Annotated in this window: 24 protein-coding genes and 4 tRNA genes; 11 read left to right on the forward strand and 17 right to left on the reverse strand. The window is 40.8% G+C overall.

Annotated elements, in window-relative coordinates:
• Nucleotides 1-195: 195 nt before the first annotated feature.
• From AC2A4J_RS17265 to AC2A4J_RS17285, 5 genes are all read right to left on the reverse strand, one after another.
• Entirely contained in the window at nucleotides 196-906 is a 711-nt protein-coding gene (locus AC2A4J_RS17265) for an ABC transporter ATP-binding protein (RefSeq protein ID WP_484176906.1), read from the reverse strand.
• Complete coding sequence (locus AC2A4J_RS17270; RefSeq protein WP_484176907.1) at nucleotides 906-1667, reverse strand: ABC transporter ATP-binding protein; 762 nt, start codon at nucleotides 1665-1667, stop codon at nucleotides 906-908. The genes AC2A4J_RS17265 and AC2A4J_RS17270 overlap by 1 nt, the downstream gene beginning before the upstream one ends.
• Nucleotides 1657-2625 (reverse strand): branched-chain amino acid ABC transporter permease, encoded by a 969-nt coding sequence (locus AC2A4J_RS17275; RefSeq protein ID WP_484176908.1) that lies wholly within the window; start codon nucleotides 2623-2625, stop codon nucleotides 1657-1659. Before AC2A4J_RS17275 ends, AC2A4J_RS17270 begins: the two co-directional genes overlap by 11 nt.
• 15 nt (nucleotides 2626-2640) lie before the next feature.
• Nucleotides 2641-3504, reverse strand: coding sequence for a branched-chain amino acid ABC transporter permease (locus AC2A4J_RS17280; protein ID WP_072838226.1), 864 nt, complete (start codon nucleotides 3502-3504; stop codon nucleotides 2641-2643).
• Nucleotides 3505-3594: 90 nt separating this feature from the next.
• Nucleotides 3595-4770 carry an ABC transporter substrate-binding protein gene (locus AC2A4J_RS17285; protein WP_484176909.1) on the reverse strand — a complete coding sequence of 392 codons (1176 nt, stop codon included), beginning with the start codon at nucleotides 4768-4770 and terminating at the stop codon, nucleotides 3595-3597.
• 218 nt (nucleotides 4771-4988) lie between these two features.
• Here AC2A4J_RS17285 and AC2A4J_RS17290 point away from each other — a divergent pair, with 218 nt between their 5' ends.
• The 10 genes from AC2A4J_RS17290 to AC2A4J_RS17335 all read left to right on the forward strand — a co-directional run bounded on the left by AC2A4J_RS17290 (nucleotide 4989) and on the right by AC2A4J_RS17335 (nucleotide 15179).
• A complete protein-coding gene (locus AC2A4J_RS17290; RefSeq protein WP_484176910.1) occupies nucleotides 4989-5825 on the forward strand; it encodes a methyl-accepting chemotaxis protein in 837 nt (278 codons plus the stop codon).
• 27 nt (nucleotides 5826-5852) lie between these two features.
• A complete protein-coding gene (locus tag AC2A4J_RS17295; protein WP_484176911.1) occupies nucleotides 5853-6530 on the forward strand; it encodes a cache domain-containing protein in 678 nt (225 codons plus the stop codon).
• Between the two features lie 145 nt (nucleotides 6531-6675).
• A complete protein-coding gene (locus AC2A4J_RS17300) occupies nucleotides 6676-7731 on the forward strand; it encodes a 2-keto-3-deoxygluconate permease (protein ID WP_484176912.1) in 1056 nt (351 codons plus the stop codon).
• Between the two features lie 497 nt (nucleotides 7732-8228).
• Nucleotides 8229-9575, forward strand: coding sequence for a benzoate 1,2-dioxygenase large subunit (gene benA / locus AC2A4J_RS17305; protein WP_484176913.1), 1347 nt, complete (start codon nucleotides 8229-8231; stop codon nucleotides 9573-9575).
• Nucleotides 9576-9585: 10 nt separating this feature from the next.
• Nucleotides 9586-10080, forward strand: a complete 495-nt coding sequence (gene benB, locus AC2A4J_RS17310) for a benzoate 1,2-dioxygenase small subunit (protein ID WP_100187548.1) — start codon at nucleotides 9586-9588, stop codon at nucleotides 10078-10080.
• Nucleotides 10081-10182: 102 nt separating this feature from the next.
• Nucleotides 10183-11199 carry a benzoate 1,2-dioxygenase electron transfer component BenC gene (benC, locus tag AC2A4J_RS17315; RefSeq protein WP_072838231.1) on the forward strand — a complete coding sequence of 339 codons (1017 nt, stop codon included), beginning with the start codon at nucleotides 10183-10185 and terminating at the stop codon, nucleotides 11197-11199.
• An 11-nt stretch (nucleotides 11200-11210) separates the two neighbouring features.
• On the forward strand, nucleotides 11211-11996 hold the full coding sequence (locus AC2A4J_RS17320) for a 1,6-dihydroxycyclohexa-2,4-diene-1-carboxylate dehydrogenase (protein WP_484176914.1): 786 nt from the start codon (nucleotides 11211-11213) through the stop codon (nucleotides 11994-11996).
• 86 nt (nucleotides 11997-12082) lie between these two features.
• Nucleotides 12083-12475, forward strand: coding sequence for a RidA family protein (locus AC2A4J_RS17325; protein WP_484176915.1), 393 nt, complete (start codon nucleotides 12083-12085; stop codon nucleotides 12473-12475).
• Nucleotides 12476-12518: 43 nt separating this feature from the next.
• Complete coding sequence (locus tag AC2A4J_RS17330) at nucleotides 12519-13694, forward strand: benzoate/H(+) symporter BenE family transporter (protein ID WP_484176916.1); 1176 nt, start codon at nucleotides 12519-12521, stop codon at nucleotides 13692-13694.
• A gap of 15 nt (nucleotides 13695-13709) precedes the next feature.
• Nucleotides 13710-15179, forward strand: a complete 1470-nt coding sequence (locus tag AC2A4J_RS17335; RefSeq protein ID WP_484176917.1) for a benzaldehyde dehydrogenase — start codon at nucleotides 13710-13712, stop codon at nucleotides 15177-15179.
• Between the two features lie 282 nt (nucleotides 15180-15461).
• On the opposite strand, the gene AC2A4J_RS17340 is transcribed toward AC2A4J_RS17335, so the two are convergent.
• From AC2A4J_RS17340 to AC2A4J_RS17375, 8 genes are all read right to left on the reverse strand, one after another.
• Complete coding sequence (locus AC2A4J_RS17340; protein ID WP_484176918.1) at nucleotides 15462-16943, reverse strand: aldehyde dehydrogenase family protein; 1482 nt, start codon at nucleotides 16941-16943, stop codon at nucleotides 15462-15464.
• 680 nt (nucleotides 16944-17623) lie between these two features.
• The gene (locus AC2A4J_RS17345) at nucleotides 17624-18016 is read right to left on the reverse strand and encodes a nuclear transport factor 2 family protein (RefSeq protein WP_484176919.1); all 393 of its coding nucleotides are present in this window, start codon (nucleotides 18014-18016) and stop codon (nucleotides 17624-17626) included.
• 42 nt (nucleotides 18017-18058) lie between these two features.
• On the reverse strand, nucleotides 18059-19339 hold the full coding sequence (locus tag AC2A4J_RS17350; protein WP_484176920.1) for a TRAP transporter large permease: 1281 nt from the start codon (nucleotides 19337-19339) through the stop codon (nucleotides 18059-18061).
• Complete coding sequence (locus AC2A4J_RS17355) at nucleotides 19339-19839, reverse strand: TRAP transporter small permease (RefSeq protein ID WP_484176921.1); 501 nt, start codon at nucleotides 19837-19839, stop codon at nucleotides 19339-19341. Before AC2A4J_RS17355 ends, AC2A4J_RS17350 begins: the two co-directional genes overlap by 1 nt.
• 54 nt (nucleotides 19840-19893) lie before the next feature.
• Nucleotides 19894-20889 carry a TRAP transporter substrate-binding protein gene (locus tag AC2A4J_RS17360; RefSeq protein ID WP_484176922.1) on the reverse strand — a complete coding sequence of 332 codons (996 nt, stop codon included), beginning with the start codon at nucleotides 20887-20889 and terminating at the stop codon, nucleotides 19894-19896.
• Nucleotides 20890-21006: 117 nt separating this feature from the next.
• On the reverse strand, nucleotides 21007-22611 hold the full coding sequence (locus tag AC2A4J_RS17365; protein WP_484176923.1) for a bifunctional 3-(3-hydroxy-phenyl)propionate/3-hydroxycinnamic acid hydroxylase: 1605 nt from the start codon (nucleotides 22609-22611) through the stop codon (nucleotides 21007-21009).
• Nucleotides 22612-22688: 77 nt separating this feature from the next.
• On the reverse strand, nucleotides 22689-23507 hold the full coding sequence (locus AC2A4J_RS17370; RefSeq protein ID WP_484176924.1) for a VOC family protein: 819 nt from the start codon (nucleotides 23505-23507) through the stop codon (nucleotides 22689-22691).
• A gap of 121 nt (nucleotides 23508-23628) precedes the next feature.
• Entirely contained in the window at nucleotides 23629-24486 is an 858-nt protein-coding gene (locus AC2A4J_RS17375) for a fumarylacetoacetate hydrolase family protein (RefSeq protein ID WP_484176925.1), read from the reverse strand.
• 290 nt (nucleotides 24487-24776) lie between these two features.
• Here AC2A4J_RS17375 and AC2A4J_RS17380 point away from each other — a divergent pair, with 290 nt between their 5' ends.
• Entirely contained in the window at nucleotides 24777-25556 is a 780-nt protein-coding gene (locus AC2A4J_RS17380) for an IclR family transcriptional regulator (RefSeq protein WP_484176926.1), read from the forward strand.
• Nucleotides 25557-26144: 588 nt separating this feature from the next.
• Here the strand turns inward: AC2A4J_RS17380 and AC2A4J_RS17385 are convergent.
• The 4 genes from AC2A4J_RS17385 to AC2A4J_RS17400 all read right to left on the reverse strand — a co-directional run bounded on the left by AC2A4J_RS17385 (nucleotide 26145) and on the right by AC2A4J_RS17400 (nucleotide 26626).
• A tRNA-Val gene (locus tag AC2A4J_RS17385) sits at nucleotides 26145-26220 on the reverse strand.
• A 77-nt stretch (nucleotides 26221-26297) separates the two neighbouring features.
• A tRNA-Asp gene (locus AC2A4J_RS17390) sits at nucleotides 26298-26374 on the reverse strand.
• Between the two features lie 51 nt (nucleotides 26375-26425).
• Nucleotides 26426-26501: transfer RNA gene (locus AC2A4J_RS17395), tRNA-Val, on the reverse strand.
• Nucleotides 26502-26549: 48 nt separating this feature from the next.
• Nucleotides 26550-26626, reverse strand: a tRNA-Asp gene (locus tag AC2A4J_RS17400).
• Between the last annotated feature and the right edge of the window lie 118 nt (nucleotides 26627-26744).

A 26744-nucleotide genomic window follows, 5' to 3' on the forward strand; every position in this document is an offset into this window, starting at 1 on the left:
CCGATATACACCTATAAAAACATAAAAGCAGTACTGTCATGACAAAGAAGCGTGTAAACGCCTGGCTCTAAGAGCCAGAATCCCATAAATTAGATTGCCGTTAATAGAACAATCTACAGCGCGTTCCTTGTCATGCGTAACTTAAACACATCAGTATAATCATATTGTCTGACTGACAGAAGACGGATAAAGCCATTACACGCCTAAATAGCCTTCAACTTGGGCTAAGTTAGATTGTAGCTGCTCTGCGTCAAGGTTCATTACGACTTTCCCCTTCACAAGTACCACATGACGATCACAAAGCTTTTGTAAAACTTGAATGTTCTTGTCGACAATAATGGTCGATATACCGCTTTCTTTTATCGTGCGGATCACTTCCCAAATTTCTTTGCGAATGAGTGGCGCAAGCCCTTCTGTTGCTTCATCTAAAATCAACAATTCTGGGTTGGTCACTAGAGCTCGGCCTATCGCTAACATTTGCTGCTCACCACCAGATAATTGTGTGCCTAAATTTGAAAGTCGTTCTTTTAGGCGTGGAAACGTATCAAGTACGCGATCATAGTCCCAAGTTTTTTCGCCTTGGTTATTCGCACGAGCTGCCACCTGCAAGTGCTCTTTAACCGTTAAGTTATGAAACATTCCTCGACCTTCTGGAACATAAGCAATATCTCGTTTCATCCGCTGCCAAGTGGCTAAATTGGTAATGTTCTCACCCTTAAACGAAACCGTGCCGCTTCTAGGTGTCACTAGCCCCAAAATAGACTTCAAGGTAGTGGTTTTTCCCATGCCATTTCGCCCCATCAAACTAAGGGCTTGGCCTGAATTTAACGAAAAGCTAACGCCGTGTAACACATGACTTTCACCATACAAGCTATGAAGACTTTTTATTTCCAATAGATTACTCATCAATACACCTCATCGCCTTGCCCAAGATAAGCTTCTTTTACACGCGGATCATCTCTTACTTCATCCACACTTCCTGTCACCAAATGCTGCCCGTCAACCATCACAGTCAATTGATCCGATAACTCAAAAATGGCATCCATATCGTGCTCAACTAAAACAATGCAATACTCTTTTTTTAGACGACTAAGTAAATCGATAATCAACTGTGACTCTTCATGCCCCATACCGGCCATCGGTTCATCAAGCAATAAAACCTCTGGCGAAGTTGCCAATACCATGGCGATCTCAAGCTGCCTTTGCTCACCATAGCTTATCTGTGATGCGATATGATCGCGTCGCTGTCCAAGCCCTACTTTTTCCAAAGCTTGCGTGGCAATCTCGTCGAGCATTTTCTGGGAATATCGTGAACGAAAGAAATTAAAGCTGCCGCCCATCAAGCGCTGTACAGCCACGCAACAATTTTCCAGACACGTCGAATTGCTATAAATATTGGTTTTTTGAAAGCTTCGTCCAATGCCACGACGAGCAAATTCATAAGGCTTTATCGAACTAATCGATTCGCCTTGATGAAGGATCTTGCCACTTGTCGGTTTATAATGACCACATAGCATATTCAATAACGTGCTTTTTCCTGCGCCATTTGGGCCCACAATACCGTGTAACTGGTTATCATAAAACGCTAAAGACAGATCATCCAAAGCCTTCAATCCACCCCAGTATTTGCATAAGCCTTCTGTTTCTAGAATGACATTATTTTCCATCACGTTTCTCCAAAAGATCCTCTAAGAAGCCAGCAATCCCCTTCTTAAATACCATCACCATCAAAATAATCAGCCCTCCCATAAAGAGCAGCCAATGTTCGGTTAAATGCTCTAATGAATAATGCAAACCTTCATATACCAACGTTCCTAAAATCGCCCCATAGATACTGCCCATTCCACCTAAAATCGACATAACAAGTGCGGTACCAGAGGTTGTCCAAGACAACATCGAAGGGTTTACAAAGCCGTACTGTAAAGTAAATAAATACCCAGCGTAGGCACCCAACGCTGACGCAACTACATAACTCACTAAACGGTAGATAAAAATGTTGTAACCTAGCGCCACAGTGCGCCCAGGATTCGCATGAATTGCATCCACAAGACGACCAAATCGAGAACGAATTAGAACTTTAAAAAAGAGCAAAGTATTAAACAAAGAAAACAAACAGAGGTAATAAAAGTGTGTTGGATTATCCAGATCAAATAAGCTTAATCCAAATATGCTGGTCTCAGGCTTAACATAAACAAAGACACCATCAGTACCACCAAAATCAATGGAGTCAGAAAAGTAATAAAAAGTCATTTGTGCAAACGCGAGGGTAATCATAATCATATAAATGCCATTGGTACGTAACACTAAAAAACCAATAACAAAGGCGACCGTGGCAGAAATCGCACAAATATAAAAAGTATATATCCAAAAATTAACCGCTTCGTACTCAGGCGCAATCATCACAAAAATATAGCCACCTAAGCCATAAAACATAGCGTGACCCAATGTAATCAATCCACACTTGCCCACAAGATAATCTAGTGACATGACAAATATTGATAAAATCATGATGGTCGTTAGCTTATTAACGTAATACTCATTTTGCTCAAGAAACATCGGCATTAACAAAGCTAAAGGGAAAAATATCCATACAAACAGCCGCTCGGCCCGTTTATTTAACAACATAACCACACCTCCAAATTAAGAAGAAAACAAACCTTGAGGCTTTAATAAAAGAATGAAGGCCATGAAAATATAAATCATCATGCTAGAAAGTTCGGGGACTAAAACTGATGCAAACGTATCCACCAGTCCTACCATCAGTGCACCAATGAATGCGCCTTTAATCGATCCCATTCCGCCAATAACTACCACCACAAAACAGGTGATCAAGATATGCTCGCCCATACCAGGAACAATAGAGCTAATCGGTGCCGCCACCACACCCGCAACAGCAGACAACATCACCCCAATCGCAAAGACAATGGTATAAAGTCGGCTAATATCTATTCCTAAACATTCGACCATTTCGCGATTAGATTCACCTGCGCGAATCAACATCCCTAAGCGTGTTTTACTGATTACGTAATACATGACACCCGCAACCACGACACAGAACACAGCGACGAAAATGCGATAAACCGGATACTCAATAATTCCAGCAAGAGGAATAGAGGCAGACAATGCTTGCGGCACATCTACGCCTAACGGATCATTACCCCACAACAGACCCTGCAGTGCGTTAAAGACAAAAATCATGCCTATAGTGAGTAAAACCTGATCAAGATGATTACGGCGATATAACTGACGAATCAGTGTCCGTTCGACTAGAAAGCCGATTAATAAAGCAATGACGGCTGAAATCACCGCACTAAAAGCAAAGCTGCCTGTTTGCTGAACAAAATACCAAGCAAGATAAGCTCCCACCATAAACATAGAGCCATGAGCCAAATTCAAAATACCCATGACGCCAAACACTAATGTGAGGCCAGAAGCGATCAAAAAGAGTAACAGCCCATACTGAAGACCATTGATCAGCTGCACGATAAAAAGTGTGCTATCCATTAGAAAACCTACGACGTTAAGAAGAAAAAATTCGCTTCTTTAGATAACTATCAAAATGCAATCTAAAGAAGCGCAAACAAGCAAAGAAACTTACATTGAACAACCGCGGGCCGGATCTTCAAGAGCAGAGGCTGCTAGTTTCACTACTTGGTTTTCACCATTTTCAACACGACGAAGATAAATATTTTGAATTGGATTGTGGGCTTTAGAGAAAGTGAAATCACCGCGAGGGCTTTTCACCTTAGTGTTTTCTAGGGCGTAGATCAGCGCTTTCTGATCACTGATATCACCATTAAGTGCTTTTACTGCACTGGCAATCATCAAACCTGTATCGTATCCCTGCACAGCGTATAAGTCAGACGGCTTACCGAATTTGTCGGCATAACCACGTCGGAATGTTTGATTTTCTTCATTTTTAAGCGGGTCTGCATAATGCAGCGTAGTAAGTATGCCTTCAGCTGAATCACCTTGAGCTTCAAGCGTTCCCTCCGTTAAGAAACCAGCACCAAGCAAGGGAATTTTTCCTTTCAACCCCATCGCATCATAATCTTTAACAAATTTCACCGCTCCGCCACCTGCGAAAAACACAAAGACAGCATCTGGTTGAATAGACCCGATTTCAGATAAATAGGATTGGAATTCAGTTTTAGGGAAAGGGACCAACATTTTTTTAACTATCTCGCCCCCACCTGACGTAAAGGACTCTTCAAATGCATCAAGACTTTCTTGGCCAAAACCGTAGTTCCAACTTAAAGTCACAACTTTTTTGAAGCCTTGTTCTAAGGCGACTTTACCCATCGGATAAGAAGGCTGCCAAGCAGAAAAAGAAGTGCGGAAAATATTAGGCGCACATAATGGCCCTGTTGCTGCATTTACCCCAGCATTCGGAATAATCATAATCGTATCTTTATCTTTCAATACTTTGATCATCCCCATCGCAACGCCTGAATGCACCGGACCAATAATAAAATCGGCATGAGATTTATTTAACAAGGAATTCGCTATTTCAGGAGCTCGGGAAGGTTTTGCCTCCGTATCCATTTCAATGAATTCAATTTTACGCCCCTGCAGATCCGCTGCGTGCTCCTGTAAAGCCATTTTCAGTCCATTTCTAGTAGCTTCACCTAAACCACCATAGACACCACTAAAGGGTAACATGACGCCCACTTTAATAGGATCCTGCTCGGCAGCAACCAGAGCGGTGCTGAAACTTACCAGTGACATTCCCAATAAAGCAGTATTCAGAATCTTATTTTTATTTTTCATTCTAGGCCTCTACATAGCATTTATTAATAAACGTTATCGATTAAAGAGAAGGCCAAGCAATAACAATAGCCAATAGATGCAGAACTATGTCCAAAAAATGCAACTAGACAAAAGTTCACATTTATTAAATTCAAAAATTTATATTACAAAGTGTTGCGATTTGATTAACGACTGAGCTAAGGTGAAAAAAAATAAAAACAACCTTATCGAGAACATCTATGTCTAAAATTAACGTCCTTACTCCTGTACTTTGTGTTGTGCTTTGCTTCTTTTTGGGTATCAATTTGGCCACAAATGAAGCGTCATCTTTGCTGATGCAAATGACATTTGGATTAGCCATCATTTTAATTTTTTTATCTATTTACCCATTAAAATCAAACATTCAATCACGATCTCGAAATCCACCGGACGACTTAAGATCAATGACTACAGCCTTATCCAATGGAGATTTCACAGTAAAAATTGATAAAAAAAAGCTCACCGACAACAGCATTTCGGCGTCGATCAGTGCATTCTCTGATCGTCTAAAAAATACCTTAGTGTATCTCTCTGAAGGAACGGTCAATGTGTCTATATCCGCACAGTTACTGCAAAAGAACTCAGAAAATCTAGTTCATAATATTGATACTGTGGGCGACCAATTAACTACCTCGGCGGCCGCAAGTGAGGAACTGTCGGCAACAGCTTTAGATGTCGCACAAATATGTAATATTGCTACCCAAAATGCAACGCAGGCCATGAAAGTGGCAGGTGAAGGACAAGAAACTATTCAGAAAAACCTGATGTCTATTAATAAAATCTCCGACCTTGTTAACCTCTGTGCAGCCACTATGAATAAGCTTGGTAAACGCAATGATGAGATTAATCAGATCGTAGAATTAATCAAAGGCATTGCTTCACAGACCAATTTATTAGCACTTAACGCGGCTATAGAGGCAGCAAGAGCTGGCGAACATGGACGGGGCTTTGCTGTTGTCTCTGACGAAGTTCGTAAGCTCGCCACAGAAACAGCTAACGCGACAGAACAAATAAGCCAAACAGTGGGCGTAATGTAATCTGAACTACAAAATGCATTAGCGAACATGTCCGCAAGTGAACAAGCTACTCAGCAAGCAAAACAGGAAGCGACTTTTTCAGAGCAAGCTTTAAAAAACATTGTTGAACAAATAGAGCGAGTAGCAAAAGAGGTACAAAACATTAATCATACAACGACCGAACAAAAAAATACCGCCGTCGGGCTTTCTGAAACTTTGCAGCACATTGTTTCAGCAATGGACGAAAGTCGTAAAGATGAACATTCAAACCTCAGTGCGGTTACCAAGCTTTCTAATTTCTCTAAACTTGCCAAAGCGACTATTGGCGAATTCCGCCTTTTTCATCCAGAAGATGCTGAAAACTTACTTAACAAAGCCTATGAGCACCTAGAAAAACACGGGGAAGAAAAAGCCTTCTGTGATTTTGCGGATCCTAATGGCGGCTTCATTTATGGTGAACTATTTATCGTTGCTATTACCTTTAGTGGTGAAGTATTAGCGTACGGAGCAAACCCAGAGTTAGTAGGTAAAAACCTTTATAATGCCAAAGATGCTGACGGACAATTAATGGTACAAGACATGATAAAGGTTGCAAAATCAGAAGCGAGGTCATACCAGTTTCGATTTGTAAATCCACAGACAGACCAAGTTGCTAGTAAACTTCTCTATATTAAAAAGTTAAGAAATAATGCCTTTATGGGCTGTGGTGTCTATTTAAATGATTAAAACCTTATCAATCTCATAAAAAATCATGATCAAAATTATAAAGAGATACTTTATAGGTATAAAAAAAAACCTTTATAGTATTAGATAAAAAAACCATGAAGACTTTACTATCAAAGGATCAAACAAAAACAAAAAAGAGAATCATATGGAAAGTCATACAATTTTAGACAAACTATTTCTTAAGGTTTTAAAAATACCTGGGGCATTGATGATCGTTCCTCTATTTCTTGGAGTAATGGTTAATACTTTAGCTCCTGACATATTAAATATTGGCAGTTTCACTACAGCCCTTTTTAAAAATGGGCTAGCTGTTTTGATTGGTCTTTTTTTCTTGGCCGTGGGCTCTCAAATTAGCTTTAAATCAGCTCTACCGTCTGTAGAAAAAGGTTTTGTCCTATTAATCTCAAAATTTGGCATTGCAGTTGTTTTTGGTCTATCTGTTGCTTTCTTCACTCCAGAAGGCATGCTTTTTGGGCTATTGCCTTTAGCTATTATTGCAGCAATGTCCAACTCAAATGGTTCACTATTTGTGGCACTTACAAGTCAATTTGGCAATAAAACTGACAAAGGGGCAATTTCTATACTTTCGATTAATGATGGGCCTTTCCTTACTATGGTTGCTCTTGGTGTAGCTGGTCTTGCTGCATTTCCGCTTCTAGCTCTTTTTTCTGCAGTTTTTCCGATGATCTTTGGGTTTATTCTTGGAAATAGTAGCACTATCGCCAAGAAATTTTTAGAACCGGGGGAGAAACTAATTATCCCTTTTGCTGCTTTTACAATTGGGGCTGGAATCAATTTAGAGGTATTACTAGGGCAAGGATCTATTGGGATTTTATTAGGAATTGCTGCGGCAGTAATTTCTGGAGGAGCAGCTATTGCAGCTCTATATATCTGGCACGTGATACGCAGACACCCTAAACAATGTAGGAATTTAGTTTCTGCTGCTTCTGAGGCAAGTGTCGCCGGTAATGCTATCGCTACACCTGCTATAGTTGCTTCTTTAGATCCGAATTATTTAACTATCCAAGGAGCTGCAACTGCCCAAATCGCTGCGGCGGTAGTTACTACTGCTTTTATTCTTCCGTTCTTTGTTGCTTGGTTAGCTGCTTGGCAAAAAAGGCATGGGATTACACCTGAGAATGAAGAAGCCTTCTACGAAGAAAAAAACGCCAATAAGGAACGTGCTGCAACTGTAAGCTAATTACTAAATGTAGTGAATTACATCCACTCAGCACTTAATCATCATGATATTGATAGGCTAAACATGGATGAGCCTCCTAAGAATAAATCGGTAGAACATCAAAAAAACAATTTAGTTATCGGTGTGCGATTTAAAATTGTTAATTGCTTATCATCTGTCCCTAGCCACAGGAAGTGGCTTTTTCCCAATCACTTGTAACGCAATTAAAAGCTATTATATGGCCTTGTGTATGTTAATTGGGATAAAGATGCCAGTAACAATAATCATGAAGACACGGTAAACACAAGCATTTCATTCGAGTTAAAAACTTTAGGAATTTTGAATAAATTAAAAAACAAGTGATTTGCCGGACTCCCTTACAGCACACCCACTCCATCGTTATCCTCACATTTTTACTCTAAAACCTTTTTGCAGATAAAGGATAAAGAAAAACACAAGCTGGATAGTGATTAGTAGCCTCAAAGCCTAATCTGTTTATAAATCAGGAGGGCATTACAATGCATAACGAACTCATTACAAAAATAAAAAGTATGATGGAAGTCGATACGGACAAAGGTCTTTATCGAGCTCGTCGAGATATGTTTACCGATCCAGAATTGTTTGACCTTGAAATGAAACACATTTTTGAAGGCAACTGGATCTATCTGGCTCATGAAAGCCAAATCCCTAATAAGAATGATTTTTTCACCGGTTATATGGGCCGCCAACCTATTTTTATTACTCGCAACAAAGATGATGAACTAAATTGTTTTATTAATGCTTGTAGCCACAGAGGCGCAATGCTTTGCCGTACGAAAAAAGGTAACAAGTCAGTAATGACCTGCCCTTTCCATGGTTGGAGCTTTAATAACTCAGGCAAGCTTATTAAGGTAAAAGACGCCACAGACGCTGGCTACCCTTCTTCCTTTAACTGTGATGGCTCTCATAATCTTAAGAAAGTTGCTCGTTTTGAATCCTATCGAGGCTTCTTATTTGGCAGTATCAATCCAGATGTTAAGCCACTAACAGAACATCTAGGCGAAGCGGCAAAAATAATAGATATGATTGTCGACCAATCACCACAAGGTTTAGAGGTGCTAAGAGGCTCTTCCACTTATATTTATGATGGCAACTGGAAAGTTCAAGCCGAAAACGGTGCAGATGGTTACCATGTATCTTCCGTGCATTGGAACTATGTCGCTACGACTGCACGCCGCAAATTAGGTGCTGTTGAAGATGAAACCAAAGCCATGGACGCGAGCACTTGGAACAAACAACAAGGCGGCTTCTATGCTTTTGAACATGGTCATATTTTATTATGGATGCGCTGGCCTAACCCAGAGGATCGTCCATTAGCAGAACGTCGCACTGAGCTAGAAAAAGACTTTGGTGTAGAGCGTGCCGACTGGATGATTTCTAATCTGCGTAATTTGTGCTTGTACCCTAACGTCTTTTTAATGGATCAATTCAGCTCTCAAATTCGTACTTTCCGCCCTATCTCCGTCAACAAAACCGAAGTAACCATCTATTGCATTGCACCTAAAGGTGAAAGTGATGTAGCTCGTGCTCAACGTATTCGCCAATACGAAGATTTCTTTAACGCTTCAGGCATGGCAACACCAGACGATTTAGAAGAGTTTCGTTCTTGCCAAGAAGGCTTTCTTGGTACTGATCTTCCTTGGAATGATCTTTCTCGTGGCGCTGAACACTGGGTGCAAGGCCCAGATGAAGCCGCTCAAAAGATACATTTAACCCCTCTTTTAAGTGGTAGGAAATCTGAAGATGAGGGTCTATTCAAAGTCCAGCATCAATATTGGGTAGACGCGATGACAAACGCCCTTCAAAAAGATAAAGAGCAGCGATAAGGAGCACACCATGACAATTCAATATGATGAAGTACGTAATTTCTTGTATGCCGAAGCTCGCTGTCTTGATGACAAAAAATGGGATGACTGGCTGACCTATTATCACCCTGATGTAGATTATTGGATGCCAAGTTGGGATGACGATGGTGAGCTTGTTACCGACCCGCACAGAGAAGTTTCTCTAATGTACTACGCCCACAAAGGTGGTCTAGAAGATCGTGTTTTTCGGATCAAAACCGAACGTTCCAGTGCATCAAGCCTACCTGAAGCCAGAACCAGTCACATGATCAGCAATATTGAGATCATGCAAAACTCGGAAGAAAGTACAGCGGTTCGCTACAACTGGAGCACAAACAGCTACAGATACAAAACAGTAGACACTTACTTTGGTACCACTTTTGTCACCTTAGTCAAAAATGCCGAAGGTCAAATACAAATCAAGCGTAAGAAAATCATCTTGGTAAATGATTACATCCACCACGTGATTGATGTTTACCACGTTTAATTATGTTGTGTATTTCAAGTTAATTTCAGCCAACTACATTTTTTCTTTTTAGATAACAGAATAATAAAAAGCCGCCCCAGAAAGGGGCTCAAGGTGATTTCTATGTATAAAATCGCACTGAATTTTGAAGACGGTGTCACCCGTTTTGTGCAAACACTTCCGGGAGAAACGGTTGCTGACGCAGCTTATCGCTCTGGCTTAAACATCCCGATGGATTGCCGCGATGGTGCGTGTGGTACCTGCAAATGCAAATCTGAGTCAGGTCAATTTGAAATGGAAGGCTATATAGAAGACGCCTTATCAGATGAAGAAGCAGAAGCAGGAATGGTATTAACTTGCTGCATGCGATTAGAATCCGATTGCGCTATTTCGGTTCCGGCCTCTTCCGAAGTTTGTGTCCGCAGCCAACAAGAAGATGTCAAAGGCACGATTTCCGATATTAACCGCCTATCGGATTCAACCCTCAGCTTTAGCATTGCGGGCGATCAGGTGAAGTCGATGAACTTCTTACCCGGCCAATATGTCAATGTCCATGTGCCAGGAACAGACCAAAAACGCGCCTATTCTTTTAGCTCTCTAGTTCAAGAAAGCAATGACTCTGCATCCTTTCTAATACGTGTGGTGCCAAACGGCCTAATGAGCACGTTTATGACAGAAACAGCAAAGGTAGGTGACAATATCACCTTGAGTGGTCCATTTGGCAGCTTCTATTTACGTGATATCAAACGCCCAATTTTAATGTTAGCTGGAGGCACCGGATTAGCCCCTTTTCTTGCCATGCTAGAAAGAATTAAAGCCATAGGAACAAACCAACCAGTTCATCTCATCTATGGCGTTACCCATGATGCAGATTTAGTAGAGATAGAAAAGCTAGAAGCCCTGACTGCAACAATAGAACAGGTCACTTTTAGCGCGTGTGTCGCTTCAGAAGAAAGTAACTGGCCACAAAAAGGCTATGTGACTCAACATATTACGCCGTCTCATTTGAATGATGGCGATCTGGATATCTATCTATGTGGACCGCCGCCTATGGTAGAAGCAGTGAGTCAATTCATGAAAGAAAAAAACATCACACCTGTTAATTTTTACTATGAAAAATTCGCCGCTAGCAGCCATTAAGGAAGAACAAAATGAGAGCACTACGTTTCGAAAATAAGGTGGCAGTTATTACTGGATCGGCACAAAGTATTGGTCGCCAAGTAGCGCTGCAAATGGCAAAGGAACATGCCACGTTAGTATTACTTGATCGATCAGAGCTAGTTTATGACGTAGCTGAAGAGGCTAAAGCCGCAGGCGCAAAAGATGTGTTAGTCATCATCGCTGATTTAGAGAAATTTACAGACAGTCACAACGCCATGGCCTCAGCTGTAGAGAAATTCGGCCGCATTGATATTTTGATCAACAATGTGGGTGGCACTATTTGGGCCAAACCGTTTGAGCACTATGAAGAAGCGCAAATTGAAGCAGAAATACGACGTTCACTCTTCCCTACTTTATGGTGTTGTCATGCAGTACTAGACACTATGCAAAAACAAAAATTTGGCAACATAGTCAATGTGTCTTCAATCGCTACCCGCAGTATAAACCGAGTTCCCTACGCTGCAGCTAAGGGAGGCGTTAACGCCATGACAGCCTCTTTAGCATTTGAAAATGCTAAATATGGTATTCGCGTTAACGCAGTGGCTCCAGGCGGTACAGACGTTGGTGAGCGAAAAATACCACGCAACCAAGAGGTTATGTCAGAACAGGAAAAAGCTTGGTATCAAGAAATTGTCGACCAAACTATCGATTCATCATTAATGCATCGTTATAGCTCAACCGAAGAGCAAGCCAATGTTATTTTATTCTTCGCGAGTGACGAATCGTCTTACCTCACAGGCACGCTTCTTCCCGTTGGCGGTGGTGATTTAGGTTAGTTCATCACAACCAGTCATATTTCTGCTGGTTGGTTGTGACTTATTGCAAAAGTTATCCCTAACACAAAACTTGTAAGGTAATAAAAATGACAAGTCGTAAAGCTATCGTACCTAAAGGCATGGAATTCGTTCGTGATGAAATCGGCTACGCTCCTGGCGTCTTAGTCGGTAGTACTCTCTATATTGCGGGTCAAATCGGACGCAATTCAGAGCGACAACTCGTCGAAGACAAACGCCAACAATTCATTCAATGCTTTGAAAATATGAAAGCAGTATTAAACACAGCAAAGATGAGTTTTAACGATGTTGTCGAAGTCACCAGCTACCACACTGACATGAGGGATCTTCCACTCTATATGGAAGTTCGTAATCTTTATTTTGGTGATTGTCTACCTGCTTGGACAGCTATTGGGGCGGCATCTCTGTGCGGTATTCCTGGGTATTTCCTAGAAGTTAAGGCCATAGCTGTAAAAGGGTAACCGAAACAATAGGCTTTAGAAGTCCTGTGAAGGAGACGATAGGATGCTAAAAGATTTACACCTTTCAACTATCACTGCTGGATTGGTTGCTGTGCTTGTATCTTACTCAGGTCCATTGGCGATTTTTTTCCAAGCAGCTAACAGCGCTAATATTTCACCAGAGATGATGACATCATGGGTTTTCGCCATATCGATTGGCGCTGCGATCAGTGGTATTGCCCTTAGCATCTATTTTCGAGTACCGATTATTACTGCTTGGTCTGCACCGGGTACCGCTTTACTTGTGACGCTGTTTCCAAACCTTAGTTTAAATGAAGCTATTGGAGCGTATATAACGGCTGCCATTATTATCTTTTTCATTGGCATAAGTGGATGGTTTGACAAAGTCATCCATTGGATTCCGAAGAGCGTCGCAGCTGCTATGATGGCGGGAATTCTATTCAACTTTGGTATTTCTGCCTTTCAGTCGTTCAACAGCATTCCAATTTTGACGGTTTCGATGCTCATTGGTTTTGTTGTTTTTAAAGCCATCAGTAAAACCTATTATTTAATGTTATTAGTTGCCCTAGGTAGCTTTTTATCTATTACGGTTTTACATGCCGATTTCAGCCATTTTACATGGCAATTGGCATCACCTATTTGGATATCACCACAGTGGAGCTGGTCATCAACTTTAAGCCTAGCGCTTCCCCTCGTTATTGTTAGTCTTACAGGTCAGTTCTTACCGGGTTTTACTATTTTAAAAACATTTAATTATCAAGTGCCTACTCGCCCAGTTATCAGTGTACTTGGGCTAGTCTCCATTCCTATCGCTTTTTTTGGAGGTATAACCACTGTTATAGCTGCGATTACTGCGCCTATTTGCACCAGTCCAGATGCCCATCCAGATCCAAATAAACGCTATATAGCAGGTATTTTTAATGGTGTATTTTATTTAATTGGTGGTATTTTCGCAGGTAGCATTGTTCTATTTTTCACCACTTTCCCTGCACAAATGATTGCAATTATCGCTGGGTTGGCTCTTCTCGGAGCCATATTTAATAGCCTTACTCTCGCTTTAGAGGATAAGTCTAGTATTGATGCAGCTGCTATTACGTTTATGACAACTGCCTCTGGTATTCAGCTATTCGGTATAGGATCAGCCTTTTGGGGCGTGGTACTAGGTACGGGAGCCTATGGGCTACTAATAGGTATAAAGAAGTTAAAACAAAATCAATAAAAAATGAGGCAAACTATGAAAAACACTACAGAATTCTTACCTGCTCCATTATGGGATGAAGCACTTTTTACCGGTGAGTGGAGCCGCCCGACAAAAGCATTAAGCTCAGTCATTGAACCCGCCACAGGAAAATCCCTCGGTAATATAGGCATGGCCGATGAAACTCTAATCCATAAGACTTGCCAAGAAGCGCGACAAGCACAAAAGAAGTGGGCTGACCTACATTACGATGAACGCGCGAGCATCTTGCGAAAAGCCATTAGCATCGCAGAGCAACACTCAGATGAAATCCTAGAATGGTTAGTAAAAGAAAGCGGCTCAATTGGACCTAAAGCTCAAGCTGAACTGAGTTTTACCATTAAGTCTCTAATTGAAAGTGCAAGTCTACCATCTCAAAGCCACGGGCAAGTTCTCCCATCTAGCGCTGGCCGACTTAGTATTGCAAGAAGAAAACCGTTAGGCGTCGTTGGTGTTATCTCTCCCTTTAATTTTCCGCTGTACCTGGCTATGCGTGCTGTCGCTCCAGCCATTGCCTTGGGAAATAGTGTCGTATTAAAGCCTGACCCTCGCACTGCTATTTCCGGTGGATTTGTGATCGCACGTATTTTTGAATTGGCAGGTTTACCTAAAGGTGTTCTATCTGTTCTTCCCGGTGATGGCGCTGCAGGTGCCGCATTAGTGGCTGATCCTAATGTAGCAATGATTCAATTTACCGGTTCAACTCCCGCCGGTCGTAAAGTTGGCGAAGCGGCTGGCAGACACCTTAAAAAAGTCTCATTGGAACTAGGTGGTAAAAATTCCCTCATTATTCTTGAAGATGCGGATTTAGATATTGCATTAGCCAATGCCACCTGGGGAGTTTATTTACACCAAGGACAAATTTGCATGTCTACCGGTCGAGTCTTGGTACAGCGCAAAATTTATGACAAGTTCAAAGCTATGATGATTGAAAAAGCGAAGAACTTACCGGCAGGAAATCCTGCCACAGAGCAAGTTGCATTAGGTCCATTAATCAATGAGCAGCAACGGGACCATGCCGCGAGCCTAGTTAAAGCCGCTGTCGAAGCAGGAGCAACATTGGAGGTCGGAGGAAACTACAATGGTTTATTTTTTGAGGCCACGGTCCTTAGCGGTGTAAAACAAGATAACCCTGCTTTTATTGAAGAAGTGTTTGGGCCTGTGGCAGTTTTAGTCCCTTTCGATACAGATGCAGAAGCAATAGAGCTGGCTAATGATACCGAATTTGGCTTATCTGCAGCCATTATTTCGAAAGATGTTGGCAGGGCATTAGCGCTAGGAGAGCATTTACAAACAGGGTTATTACATATAAATGATCAAACAGTAAACGATGAAATTATTAACCCATTTGGTGGTGTTGGCGCATCTGGTAATGGAACCAGTATTGGTGGTCCTGCTAACTGGGAAGAGTTTACACAGTGGCAATGGCTAACATTGAAAGGTGAGGCCCCGCAATACCCGCTTTAATGTGTAAGTCTTTGAATTGTAGAAATGAAAAAGGACACTAAAGATGACTGATCCACAATTATTCCAAATGCTATCGATCACGTCCTCAAAAGGTACAGGTCCTGTAGAGCTTGCAGTTGAGTTGAGTGCCTAAAAACTAAGACGGCGCAATAGCAGCCATTAAGCCTAATACTATTCGATTAAGAATTGCATTAGGCTAAATAACCTAAAAATCCGATTAGTTTTACTAATCGGATTTTTTTATCTCTATTCAATCGTTGCAGTTACTTGAATCGATAGATGTTAAACAGGGTAATTCGAGTGTGCGTTCTGCCAAGTAACCCAATGCGTACGCGTGAACTCGTCAACCAAATAATTGCCGTTAAAGCGACCAAGCCCAGAATTTTTCTCACCACCAAAAGGGGCATTAGGCTGGTCATCGATTGTGATGTCATTAATATGCGTCATACCCGCAACGATACCACGAGAGAAGTTAATGCCTCGATCCATATCTGAAGTAAAGACAGAACTCGACAGCCCATATTCAGTATCATTCGCAATCTGCAAAGCATGCGACTCGTTCTCCGCAGCAATTAAAGACACTACAGGCCCAAATATTTCATCTTGTGCTAACGCATGACTATTGGAAACATTGCCATAGACATGTGGCGGTAAAAGTTGTCCATGATGCTCACCACCGAACAGCTTGTCTAAGCTAGCATCAGCGTGCTTGATCTTATTCAGCAAGCCATTTAGCTGCTGCCTATTAATAATAGGGCCAATAATTGTGTCTGCTTCAAATGGATTGCCAACTTTAAGATTACGAACACGCTCAACAAACATCTCGGAAAAATCAGCGTAGAGAGACTTATCAACTATGATACGGTTTGTACTCATACAAATCTGGCCTTGATGCAAAAAGCGCCCAAGTACTGCTGCTCGTACCGCAGCATCTAAATCCGCATCGTCAAGCACGACAAGAGGGCAGTTTCCTCCTAGCTCTAATGCAATACGCTTAATGTACTTCCCGCCGGTTGCGATCCGACCAACGTTACGACCAACATCGGTAGAGCCGGTAAAAGAGATTAAACTTGGTACTTTATGCGCTGAAAAATAATCACCTATTTCACTACCTGCGCCCACTACGACATTAAAAACACCTGGTGGTAACCCCGCCTCATCCAAAATCTTTGCGATCAGCAACGCCCCTGTAACGGGCGTATCACTCGCAGGTTTAACAACAACGGTATTACCGAGCACAATAGCAGGGAAAATAGAACGAATACTTAAGTAAAGAGGGAAATTCCACGGACTGATGACACCAATAACACCAAGTGCTTCTCGAAAAACAAAACTCTTTTTGCCATTAACCGGATGACTCATTATTTTGCCTTCAACACGATCAGGGTAGCTCATGCATTCTTTGGTTAATGCATAAGTACTCTGCCATTCTAAAGTTGCCTTAATACGCGTACTTCCACTTTCTTGAATGATCCATTCAATAATCTCTTCTTTTCGGTCACTCAGAATAGAAAGAATTTTCTCTATGTAACCTATTCGCTCTGCCGCATCTATTTTTGCCCAAGATATCTGTGCAGATTGAGCGCAGTGAAAAGCCTTATCAACATCATCACATGAAGCGAGCGGAATAGTGCAAAGTACCTCATTATTAAACGGATTGACACTTTCCAAGGAACGAGATGAAGATCCAGATACCCACTCGCCATCTACAAACTGTCGTGAGAAATCGGAATATTTTGCTGGGCTATTATTGGTTATATTCATTTTATACAAACCTCATGCTGATCATAATCAACTTAGTTGTTTTTATAGTCATGGTTCAAAGCTCTCCAACCACCTACGCACTGAGCAACACCTAAAGTCAAATAAATGATGCGCTAGAAGCTTAAGACGGTCATACTTCAAAGTAAACATATCCCAATATACGGGATCAATCAATAAATATCACATATTAAGATTAATCTAGTATTCATTTAGTCTAATTTGCCGTATTAATGGCTCTCAAAACAGAAAACATCCCCACGTTAAAGTATGCATGACCGTTTCAGCTCTGCGTATAGGCCGAGCCTAGCGCTGTAGCTCTTTTACACCGCAAAAAAAAGAGCCTCAAATGAGGCTCTTGACATGATAGAAATTTATGGAATAACAAGGGGATTATTATCCCATTTTTCCCGATCATTTTAGGTGTTACGATGTTAGTTTTAGTAGGTGAATTCACCTTATCATCAGCAGATTCTATTAAGAAAAAGTTGCTAATAGCAGCTTTAAAAATCAAAAATAATGGTATATATAAGATTACCTCTAATAAAAATTTAATAATTGTCTGAAGATGCCAATTTTACTCCTTAGTGACAATTTATTGAAAATATAAGTATTATAAATACCCAACCGAAAACCAGAAAATAAACATGAAAACTCTCCATCATTTGAATTTTTAATTCGATCTATTTTTTAGAAGATGCTGTAGACTGGAAAAAATTTAGTTTCCACTTATTTTCATATTGACGCCATACTTCTATGAAAAATGATGTAGGGTAAATTGGCGAATCGTCACCTTGCTTATAAATACACATGGACATAACACCAGATATAATTGCTACATCACCTATTAAATCAATATTTCGACCATCGGTTTCGATACTTATGTATTCCACACTTGGAACAAAATCTAGGTAACTGTTTCGATCATCGATTCTGCCTGTTGCATGAACATAGCGTAATGTCTGTGCAGACAAGCCAGATAAAGACTCCATATCTTGCTCAATAAGCGCTTTAGCTCGTGACAAATGCGCATGCAGGACTCTAGTCTCACCCTGTAAAAAATAAGATTCTTCCATATTATCTCCTAAAGTTAATAAGTAGAAATTTGATAGGAAAAACTAAAGTAAACCTAAATATCCAGGTAGCCATAATGATAAAATAGGTAATATATTGATTATTGCCATAAAAAGAAACATGGCAAAAAGGAATGGCGCCATCGCCATGAAAAGCCTAGACATAGAAATATCCGTACTGGCCTTAACGACAAATAATCCAGGACCTAAAGGCGGTGTCACTAATCCAACTAAAGTAGCTAAACTAATAACCACACCAAAATGTATTGGATCAATACCCATTGCAAGTGCTGCTGGTAACACAATGGGCACCATAACAATCAGAATGCTCATACTTTCTAAAAACATTCCTAAAAAAATAATAAGCAAGTTTACCAGTAACAAGAAAACCAATGATGAATTGGTCCATGATGACATAGTTTCCACTATACGATCTGGGACACCTTCAAATGAAAGGGCCCAGCCAAACATAGTAGCAGCGGCAATTAATCCTGTAATCAAAGCAGAATTAAGCGAAACATGAAAAAGTGCATCAGGTAACTCCTTCCATTTAATGGTTTTATAGACAAACTTACCGATTAAAAGAGAAAGTAAGGCACCAATTGCACCTGCTTCTGTAGGAGTCATTACGCCCGCGCCTATACCAGTGACAATCAAAATAGGTATCGAAAGAGGCGTAAGATTACTTAGCACTTCCGTAAAACGAACTTTAGGGACATCCTTCTCGGTATTTTCTGGAAAGCCAGAAAGACAGCCTGTTAAAAAAATGACAATCCCAAAAGCAAGGGTCAGAAGCAGGCCGGGTAATACTCCGGCCATAAACAAGGTTCCTACCGGCTGATATGCAATAACGCCGTAAATGATCATCACCATAGATGGCGGTATAATTGGCCCTAATAACCCACCAGCAATAGTCACGGCAGATGAAAAACCTCGGTCAAAACCCTTTTTCTCCATCGCAGGAATCATCACTCGACTCATGACGGCAATTTGCGCGAGTGCTGAGCCTAAAATAGAGCTAGCAATGGCGTTTGTTAATAGGTTCACGTAGGCAAGCCCACCTTTAAATCGCCCCACGAACAGAGAAGCCAAACTAATCAAACGATCAGTCAGACCGCCTCGATTCATCAACTCCCCTACCATCATAAATAATGGAATAGCCAGCAAGCCGCTCTTTTCAAGAGAACCGTAAAACTGTAGCGGTAAAGACCCCATTAACATATTTAAGTCAGATTGCTCTAGGAACACCAATGACCCAATGAGTAAAGTGATAAAAATGGGCAGGCCTAAGAACAAAGTAAGAAAAAAGACTAGTATCGTAGCCATTATGATTTTCCTCCACGAAACAGCCCGCTAAGGGATTTGAAACAGTGCTTTAATTGATGAAAGCTCATCGAACCTAAAGCAATCAGTAATATCGAATAGTTATACCAACGTGGTAGCTGAGTCGTTGGAGATAGCTCATTTTGAACCATTGGCTCAGTTACCCATTGAAAGGTAAGAACCAGCATAACCATTAAGGTTAATAGCGAGATAACTTGAAAGGCACACTCTATTGCCAACCGAAAAGAGGATGGAAGTATCACAGTAATGAAATCAATTCCAACTAGCTGTTTTTGATAAATTAGATAACTAACCCCAAAAAAGCTGATTGCCACAAAAACTTGAACAGCCACTTCCTCTGCCCAAAATAAAGGACTATTTAAAACATAACGCAGAAAAACTTGCGCAATAAGTAGAGTCACCAAAGCAAAGGTTAACGTTATTAACAGTATTTTCTCTACTTGAGCGAGCCGATCATCAAACCAACTTAACAAAGCCAACATCACATTCTCCTTGCTCACTAGAAAAGTATCCAGTGAGCCTCCCCAATCGCTGTATTATTTTTGTTCGTTCACTTGCTCGTAAAAATCAGAAATTAATGACGTTTTACTAACGTATTTGTTCAGAATCTCAGCCGTGTTAGCGGCGTAACTACTTTTCTTAATATTTGTTATCACAACACCGGCATCTTTAAGCATTTTTAAGTTACTCTCTTCTGCCATAACCTGTGCTTTTACTCCCCACGCCTCAGCATCTAAAAATACCTCACGGATCACAGACTGCTGTTCAGGTGTTTTGCTTTGCCACCATTTTTTCGATACCACCATAATGCCTGGAAATGCCATATGATTGGTTATAGCTAAATTAGGGGCTTGCTGATAGAGCTTTAGAGCCGTGACCAAATCAAGGTCGACATCGACAATATCTATTAAATTGGTTGTTAATGCTGATGCGATTTCTGGCGTTGGGAGTGCAGTGGGAGCGGCACCAAAAGTTAACCACCAATCATTAAAAATAGGCCCTGGGAAAGTGCGAATTTTCTTATCTTTAATTTCTTTTAGATTTGATATTGGATCGACGGCAAGAAGGTTTCGCATTCCTGCAAAGACATAACCTAGCCCTATCATACCTTGTTTATCGAGTGCTGCTAACATCTCTCGAGCAGCGGGCAATTGGGTCGCAGCTCCAGCTGCTTCAACATCATCGAACAGTCCAGGAAGCAGCCAAGCATTTAACGACTCCTCTCGATTCGCCATAAATGCAGCGGGAATAACGGCAAACTGAATAGCTCCAGTTTGAATCATTAATGTGTTTTCAGGATCGCTACCCAACTTGCCAAATGGGAAAACTTTAATTTTAAAGTCACCATTCGTTCTAGCGCTTAAATTTTCGGCAAACTTCATTGATACCTTAGAAAAAATATGGCTTGGAGGGACGGGCGTACTCAGACGTAAAGTTTCTGCAATCGTCTGCATACTAGTAACACTTATTGTCAAAGCAACGGCTGTTGCACTACAAAAAGAGCAAAGCTTTTTCAAATATAATGCTTTCATCTCGATTACCTTTTTTTGTTATTATCAATTTTAGATGCATTTCTGTTTTTCATTTTTCTATTAATTAAAACATTACTTAATTACTTACCTCATTCTTTTTAAAACGATATTTAACACTCAAGAAGGAACATAATTAGGTAATGAATCAGTCATAGATGCTAAATTCTTTGGTGTTATTTCTGCGACAATGTATCTATCTGGTCTTATTAGAAATATTGACGATGATGAGCGATTAAAAATCCATTTTTTTGCTTCGTCCTTATAATCTCGAACAACTGTTTCATTCTGAATTTCAACAGGATTCCAAATCCTAGGAGTAATACAGACACGATGAATTTTCTCGTTATAAACAGCGCTATAAGGCTTAAGCATATCGAATGCAGACTCAGGACAGTCAGAATAAGCGACCAAACAAAACCCGGTCTGTAAAATATCATCCAACAACACATGCTCACGTTCAGGCGTTTCTAAACAAGGTTGTGCGACCATTAATCCTGTTGATGAATTTTTGTCAGATGCATCTTTAACGAACCAACCGCTAGGAAATCGAGGCTTCGGTTTGTAACGCATTTGAGTTACATAATCGCGAGCAGGTTTATAAAGGCCAAGCAAGCGGAAAAAGCCTTGAATCAACTTTGCTCTAAACACAGTTTTAGGCATCATTATTCGTCCTAGCATCTCAGCCATTTCGATCAACTGCCAGGAATGAGGCATACGCTCTTCTTCATAGGTTGCTAACATTTTATCAGGCATACCGTGCTTAATAACCCAGGCGAGTTTCCAAGCCAGATTAGCAGAATCACGTAATCCACTATTCATACCTTGTCCAGCAAAAGGAGGTGTTAAATGTGCAGCATCACCTAATAGGAAAATACGCCCGACTTTCCATTGCGCAGACTTACGAGCATGAAAGGCATACACCTGTTTTCTAACGATAAAGGCATCACGATCTGGTCCGTATTGATCCATTAACCCTCTAACAAAGTCTTCTTCTACAACCTGCTCATCGGTTTCACCAGGTAAAACCATAAACTCAAATCGACGAGTGCCGTTTGGCCCTGGTAAATTAATCCCAGGTCTTTTAGGGTTGCAATAGACTCGAGTCTGGCGGAAGGTATCTTTCGTACCTTTAATATCGATTATTAGCCACTTTTGACCGTAGGTTAAACCTTCCAAAGGAATACCTAAGGATGTTCTAGTGAAGCTTCTTCCGCCATCAGCCGCCGCAAGATAATCGGCTCTGACCTCATAGGTTTGTCCTTCAGCCAAAACGGTAATAAATACTTCATTATCATCTTGGGTAAAATGAGTCACGACATGACCAAAGCGAACATCAACACTTTCGTATCTCGTTGCGCCTTCTCGCAAAGTCGCCTCTAGATCAGGTTGTGAAAAAGCATTACGACGAGGGTAACCATATTCGCTGGCAGTAGGCTCAATTTTGGCAAAAGGTTTAGCATCAACGCCGTAGTAAACAGACCCATAGTCCAATGCACAAAAAGACTTCACTTTTTCATGCAGCCCAATGGCTTGCATCGTTCTTAATGATTCATCATCAATCGATACGGCTCTTGGCTCTAATACCGTGTGTTTATTTTGCTCAAGAACAAGCGTTTTCACACCGTATTTACCCAGTAAGTTAGCAAGCGTCATACCACTTGGCCCACCGCCAATAACGACAACTTCATACTTTTCGTTTAAGACTTTTTCACTCATATTCATTAACCGCTCCAGCCGCACGACTGAATTTCCATCATGCCCATGAAATTTTGTTGATACGCCAGTCTAGAGAACCGTTTTTAACTTCTTAAAAACGCTTGCCCCCAATAATTCAAGGTTTTAGGCTCATGAACCCACTCCCCTGCTGGAGCATCTTCAGGAAGAATTTGTAGTTCCGCGGAGATTTCCAACCAATTACCATCTGGATCATGAATAAAAATGAACAGGTTATTACCTGGACCATGGCGGCCAGGACCCCATTTCAGTGGAATATCAAAAGTTGACAAATGGTCTGCCCAATCACGAATGGCATTCCAGTTGGATGATTCATAACAATGGTGATCAAACCATTTTTCTTTGGCTTGAAAGATAGCTAACGAATGATGTTCATTATCACTTCTTAAGAAGGCAGTTTTTAATGTTTTATTTTCATCAAAAACCTTGTCGCTGACTAAATAACCAACAGTGTTTTGATAAAAATCCACCATTTCTTCAATGTTGTTGGTGGCAAAAGCAAAGTGTTGTAAGCGAGCTGGCAATTCGGCTTGAGAGTTGTTTTTTTCCTCAACGCCAAAGGTTAACCAGTTACCATCAGGATCCTGAAGAGCAAACGCTTTATCATCAAAAAGAGGCGATGGTGAAGCACTTAATTGGACATTTTTCGCCAATAAAGCATCACGTAAGAGATCTAAATTTTCCTCTGTCATCCCCATGGCAAAATATTTAAGTTCTTTCGCTTTTCCAGAAGTGAACAAAAGCTTTCTACCTGGGCCAGTAGAAAGATAACCTTGGTCAATTTCTTCAATGGTGTTGCCCATGGCTTTTTCATAGAAGGTTACCATTACTAATGGGTCCGGACTGCCAATCGCCAAATGGCTTAAATGTGCATTAAGTGCCATACCAACTCTCCTTTTTAAAAGTGAGAATGAAATTCTTTATTATTGTTAAAAAACACAGCCTCCTCATTACTTTTTCTTCAATGTAAATTAAGAAAGAGCAATGAAATGCGAAGAAACAACTCTATTTTTGCTCTTCGTCTACTATGGTATTTCTTAGAATGCCTATTCCAGAGATTTCCACTTCAACCACATCACCAGGTTTCATCCACACTGGTGGCTGACGAAATGCCCCTACACCGCCTGTGGTTCCTGAAACGATCACATCGCCAGGAGCCAGTTCGGTAAAGGTTGAGCAGTACTCAATCAACTTCTCGACAGAAAAAATCATGTCGTCCGTATCGGTATCCTGCATTACCTCACCATTTAAACGCGTCGTTAGATGAAGCTTTTGTGGATCAGAAATATCAGAGGTAGTAACAAGGAAAGGCCCGAAACCGCCAGTGCTAGGGAAGTTTTTTCCTGGCACAAACTGAATGGTGTGTTTTTGCCAATCACGAACACTGCCATCGTTATAGCAAGAGTAGCCAGCCACATAATCTAAGGCGTCTTTCGCTGCAACATGGCGGGCTTTTTTACCAATAACCACAGCAAGCTCACCTTCAAAATCTAACTTGTGTGAGGCAGTTGGTCGTACAATTGCTTGATCATGTGCCACTTGAGTATCGGCAAAACGAGTAAAAATCATTGGATACACAGGCATATCACGACCTGTTTCTTTAACGTGAGTCGCATAGTTAATACCAATGCAAAGCGTTTTGTTTGGGCTTGCAATGACAGGTAGATAACGAATTTCATCCAATGCTATTTCCGGCATATTGGATAAATCGAGTTGCTCTATCTTCGTCAAATTACCGTTTTGCAAAACCTGCTGAAGATCTTGGCCTAACTTAGACTTCATTGATTCAAGGTCTTTCACTACGTGATCTACCACCACACCATAAGAGCTACGATTCTGGAACTCAAAAGACACTAATTTCATTCTTCCTCCTTATGACACTCTCACAATAGGGAGCTATGCCAGTTTTTTTGATTGTCAGATTGTTTGTTATGAACACTATAATTTCAAATTGATAAAAAATCAACAAATCCTACAATGTGAGATTATTTTAATTTCGATGTACATCAGCTACATTATTCAAGCAGTCTAAACTCTAGGAGATTAATTTCATTACAAGGTACAATTAAATAGGGAATGAGCACGGCAAGGTATTGCACTTAGTGAGCGGATCAGTATCGTTAAACATAACTAAATTAAATGGGCTTACAAAATTGGAAGATAAAAACGCAGGAATTAATGATAGAGATGTAAAACGCAGCAGTTTAGAGCGAATGTTGCGCATTTTAGACTTGTTTACCCAAGAAAAGCCTATTTGGTCTGTGGACGATATCTGTACTGAATTTGACTACACCCGATCTACCGGATACCGATACACCAAAGAATTGGCAGATGCCGGATTACTGTTTCAAACAGGAAAAAGCAATTACAGTCTGGGCTCACGTATTATTCAATGGGATCGTCAGTTACGCTTATCTGATCCTTTGGTGAGATTATCTAAAGACATTGAACAACAACCGTACGAGCTAGAAGGCAAACAAGCTTGGTTGGTTTGTAGACTATTTAAGGATCAAGTTGTCTGCGTTTATCACTTTGGTAATTTAGAAACTAGCCTTAGTTATTCAAGAGGAATTCCAAGACCTCTGTTTAGTGGAGCAACCTCTAAAGCCATCTTGGCATTTTTACCTAACGCTCAGCATATGCGTCTATTTGTTGAAAACCCGAGTCAAATAGAACAATCCCATTTGGGCACTAACTGGAAAGATTTTAGAGCAAATCTACAAAAGATCAGAGATGACGGCTATGCGTTATCGATTTCAGAAGTAGATAAAACCGTATTTGGTTTAGCGGTTCCTATCCTAAGCCAAGATGGAAAGATTCAAGCAAGTATCAGTTGCGTGCGTTCTGTGAAAGATTATGATGCAGACAAAATCAAAGACGAAGTTGATGTTCTAAAACGATACGCAACAAAGCTAAGTAGCGGACTGATTTAATATAACCCCCAAAACAGACTATTAGAAAAATAGGCAGCTGGCTGAAACACTACATGGAGTTTGTGCTGCTGCCTTTTCTATAGAAAAGCTGACACAGGGGGTTAATGCAAAGACTCACGCAGAAGCACGTACGACAAAAAGAGATTACTTTTAAAAGCGTATTAGGCACATTGACTTTTCAGCTTAGTTATAAAATACCAATTAGCCCTAACAACTAATTTCTTTGTTAGCCAGTTATGAGAATGCAGAAAAATACACTTTAGGTGCATTAAAGTCACATGACAACAAATTTGATTACAGAAATCTTGTGACCAAAAACATCATGTTTACCGTATGGATTAAAACGAGCGAAGGTCGAAGAATGGGCTAAAATATGGATCTGGTATTATTTTAATGAATAGACTAAAAATCAGAATATTAGAGAGGATCACCATATGGTCACAAATTCGCCACATGAAAAATTAGAAGACTAAGAATAGCTCAACATTAAAATCTTAGAAAAGGGAATAAATAGTTACTAAGACAGTCATATACTTATACATCAAGGACTACTAGAAAGGATTCATATAGCAAAAACAATCATATGAATGGTGGGTGTGGAGAGGTTCGAACTCCCGACATTCGCCTTGTAAGGGCGACGCTCTCCCAACTGAGCTACACACCCAATCATATTTTACATCTATGAGATGTGGATTCACCTTTTCCTGAGTTAATAGATTTATATATTAGAACTAAGGAAAATGGCGGAATGGACGGGACTCGAACCCGCGACCCCCTGCGTGACAGGCAGGTATTCTAACCAACTGAACTACCACTCCAACACAATTGTTTTAACATCTCATCTGACGTACTTTTTCACATCGGTAAGATGGTGGGTGTGGAGAGGTTCGAACTCCCGACATTCGCCTTGTAAGGGCGACGCTCTCCCAACTGAGCTACACACCCATCATAATGATGGTAACGCTTGCCAACTTACTTCTCATTAAAAGTAATTGGCGGAATGGACGGGACTCGAACCCGCGACCCCCTGCGTGACAGGCAGGTATTCTAACCAACTGAACTACCACTCCAACACAATCTAGCTTTTTACTTACTTATCATAAGTACCACTGCTTAGTAAGTGGTGGGTGTGGAGAGGTTCGAACTCCCGACATTCGCCTTGTAAGGGCGACGCTCTCCCAACTGAGC

Source organism: Marinomonas sp. ATLA20 (assembly GCF_057180105.1).

Excerpts from the sequence above, each read along its gene's own strand:
- AC2A4J_RS17280 (WP_072838226.1), bottom strand. The coding sequence starts at position 3,504 with ATGGATAGCACACTTTTTATCGTGCAGCTGATCAATGGTCTTCAGTAT.
- AC2A4J_RS17375 (WP_484176925.1), bottom strand. The coding sequence starts at position 24,486 with ATGAAATTAGTGTCTTTTGAGTTCCAGAATCGTAGCTCTTATGGTGTG.
- AC2A4J_RS17350 (WP_484176920.1), bottom strand. The coding sequence starts at position 19,339 with ATGGCTACGATACTAGTCTTTTTTCTTACTTTGTTCTTAGGCCTGCCC.
- AC2A4J_RS17345 (WP_484176919.1), bottom strand. The coding sequence starts at position 18,016 with ATGGAAGAATCTTATTTTTTACAGGGTGAGACTAGAGTCCTGCATGCG.
- AC2A4J_RS17340 (WP_484176918.1), bottom strand. The coding sequence starts at position 16,943 with ATGAATATAACCAATAATAGCCCAGCAAAATATTCCGATTTCTCACGA.
- AC2A4J_RS17335 (WP_484176917.1), top strand. The coding sequence starts at position 13,710 with ATGAAAAACACTACAGAATTCTTACCTGCTCCATTATGGGATGAAGCA.
- AC2A4J_RS17285 (WP_484176909.1), bottom strand. The coding sequence starts at position 4,770 with ATGAAAAATAAAAATAAGATTCTGAATACTGCTTTATTGGGAATGTCA.
- AC2A4J_RS17275 (WP_484176908.1), bottom strand. The coding sequence starts at position 2,625 with ATGTTGTTAAATAAACGGGCCGAGCGGCTGTTTGTATGGATATTTTTC.
- AC2A4J_RS17330 (WP_484176916.1), top strand. The coding sequence starts at position 12,519 with ATGCTAAAAGATTTACACCTTTCAACTATCACTGCTGGATTGGTTGCT.
- AC2A4J_RS17295 (WP_484176911.1), top strand. The coding sequence starts at position 5,853 with ATGTCCGCAAGTGAACAAGCTACTCAGCAAGCAAAACAGGAAGCGACT.
- AC2A4J_RS17370 (WP_484176924.1), bottom strand. The coding sequence starts at position 23,507 with ATGGCACTTAATGCACATTTAAGCCATTTGGCGATTGGCAGTCCGGAC.
- AC2A4J_RS17360 (WP_484176922.1), bottom strand. The coding sequence starts at position 20,889 with ATGAAAGCATTATATTTGAAAAAGCTTTGCTCTTTTTGTAGTGCAACA.
- AC2A4J_RS17270 (WP_484176907.1), bottom strand. The coding sequence starts at position 1,667 with ATGGAAAATAATGTCATTCTAGAAACAGAAGGCTTATGCAAATACTGG.
- benA (WP_484176913.1), top strand. The coding sequence starts at position 8,229 with ATGCATAACGAACTCATTACAAAAATAAAAAGTATGATGGAAGTCGAT.
- AC2A4J_RS17325 (WP_484176915.1), top strand. The coding sequence starts at position 12,083 with ATGACAAGTCGTAAAGCTATCGTACCTAAAGGCATGGAATTCGTTCGT.
- AC2A4J_RS17290 (WP_484176910.1), top strand. The coding sequence starts at position 4,989 with ATGTCTAAAATTAACGTCCTTACTCCTGTACTTTGTGTTGTGCTTTGC.
- benC (WP_072838231.1), top strand. The coding sequence starts at position 10,183 with ATGTATAAAATCGCACTGAATTTTGAAGACGGTGTCACCCGTTTTGTG.
- AC2A4J_RS17355 (WP_484176921.1), bottom strand. The coding sequence starts at position 19,839 with ATGTTGGCTTTGTTAAGTTGGTTTGATGATCGGCTCGCTCAAGTAGAG.
- AC2A4J_RS17320 (WP_484176914.1), top strand. The coding sequence starts at position 11,211 with ATGAGAGCACTACGTTTCGAAAATAAGGTGGCAGTTATTACTGGATCG.
- AC2A4J_RS17300 (WP_484176912.1), top strand. The coding sequence starts at position 6,676 with ATGGAAAGTCATACAATTTTAGACAAACTATTTCTTAAGGTTTTAAAA.
- AC2A4J_RS17365 (WP_484176923.1), bottom strand. The coding sequence starts at position 22,611 with ATGAATATGAGTGAAAAAGTCTTAAACGAAAAGTATGAAGTTGTCGTT.
- AC2A4J_RS17265 (WP_484176906.1), bottom strand. The coding sequence starts at position 906 with ATGAGTAATCTATTGGAAATAAAAAGTCTTCATAGCTTGTATGGTGAA.
- benB (WP_100187548.1), top strand. The coding sequence starts at position 9,586 with ATGACAATTCAATATGATGAAGTACGTAATTTCTTGTATGCCGAAGCT.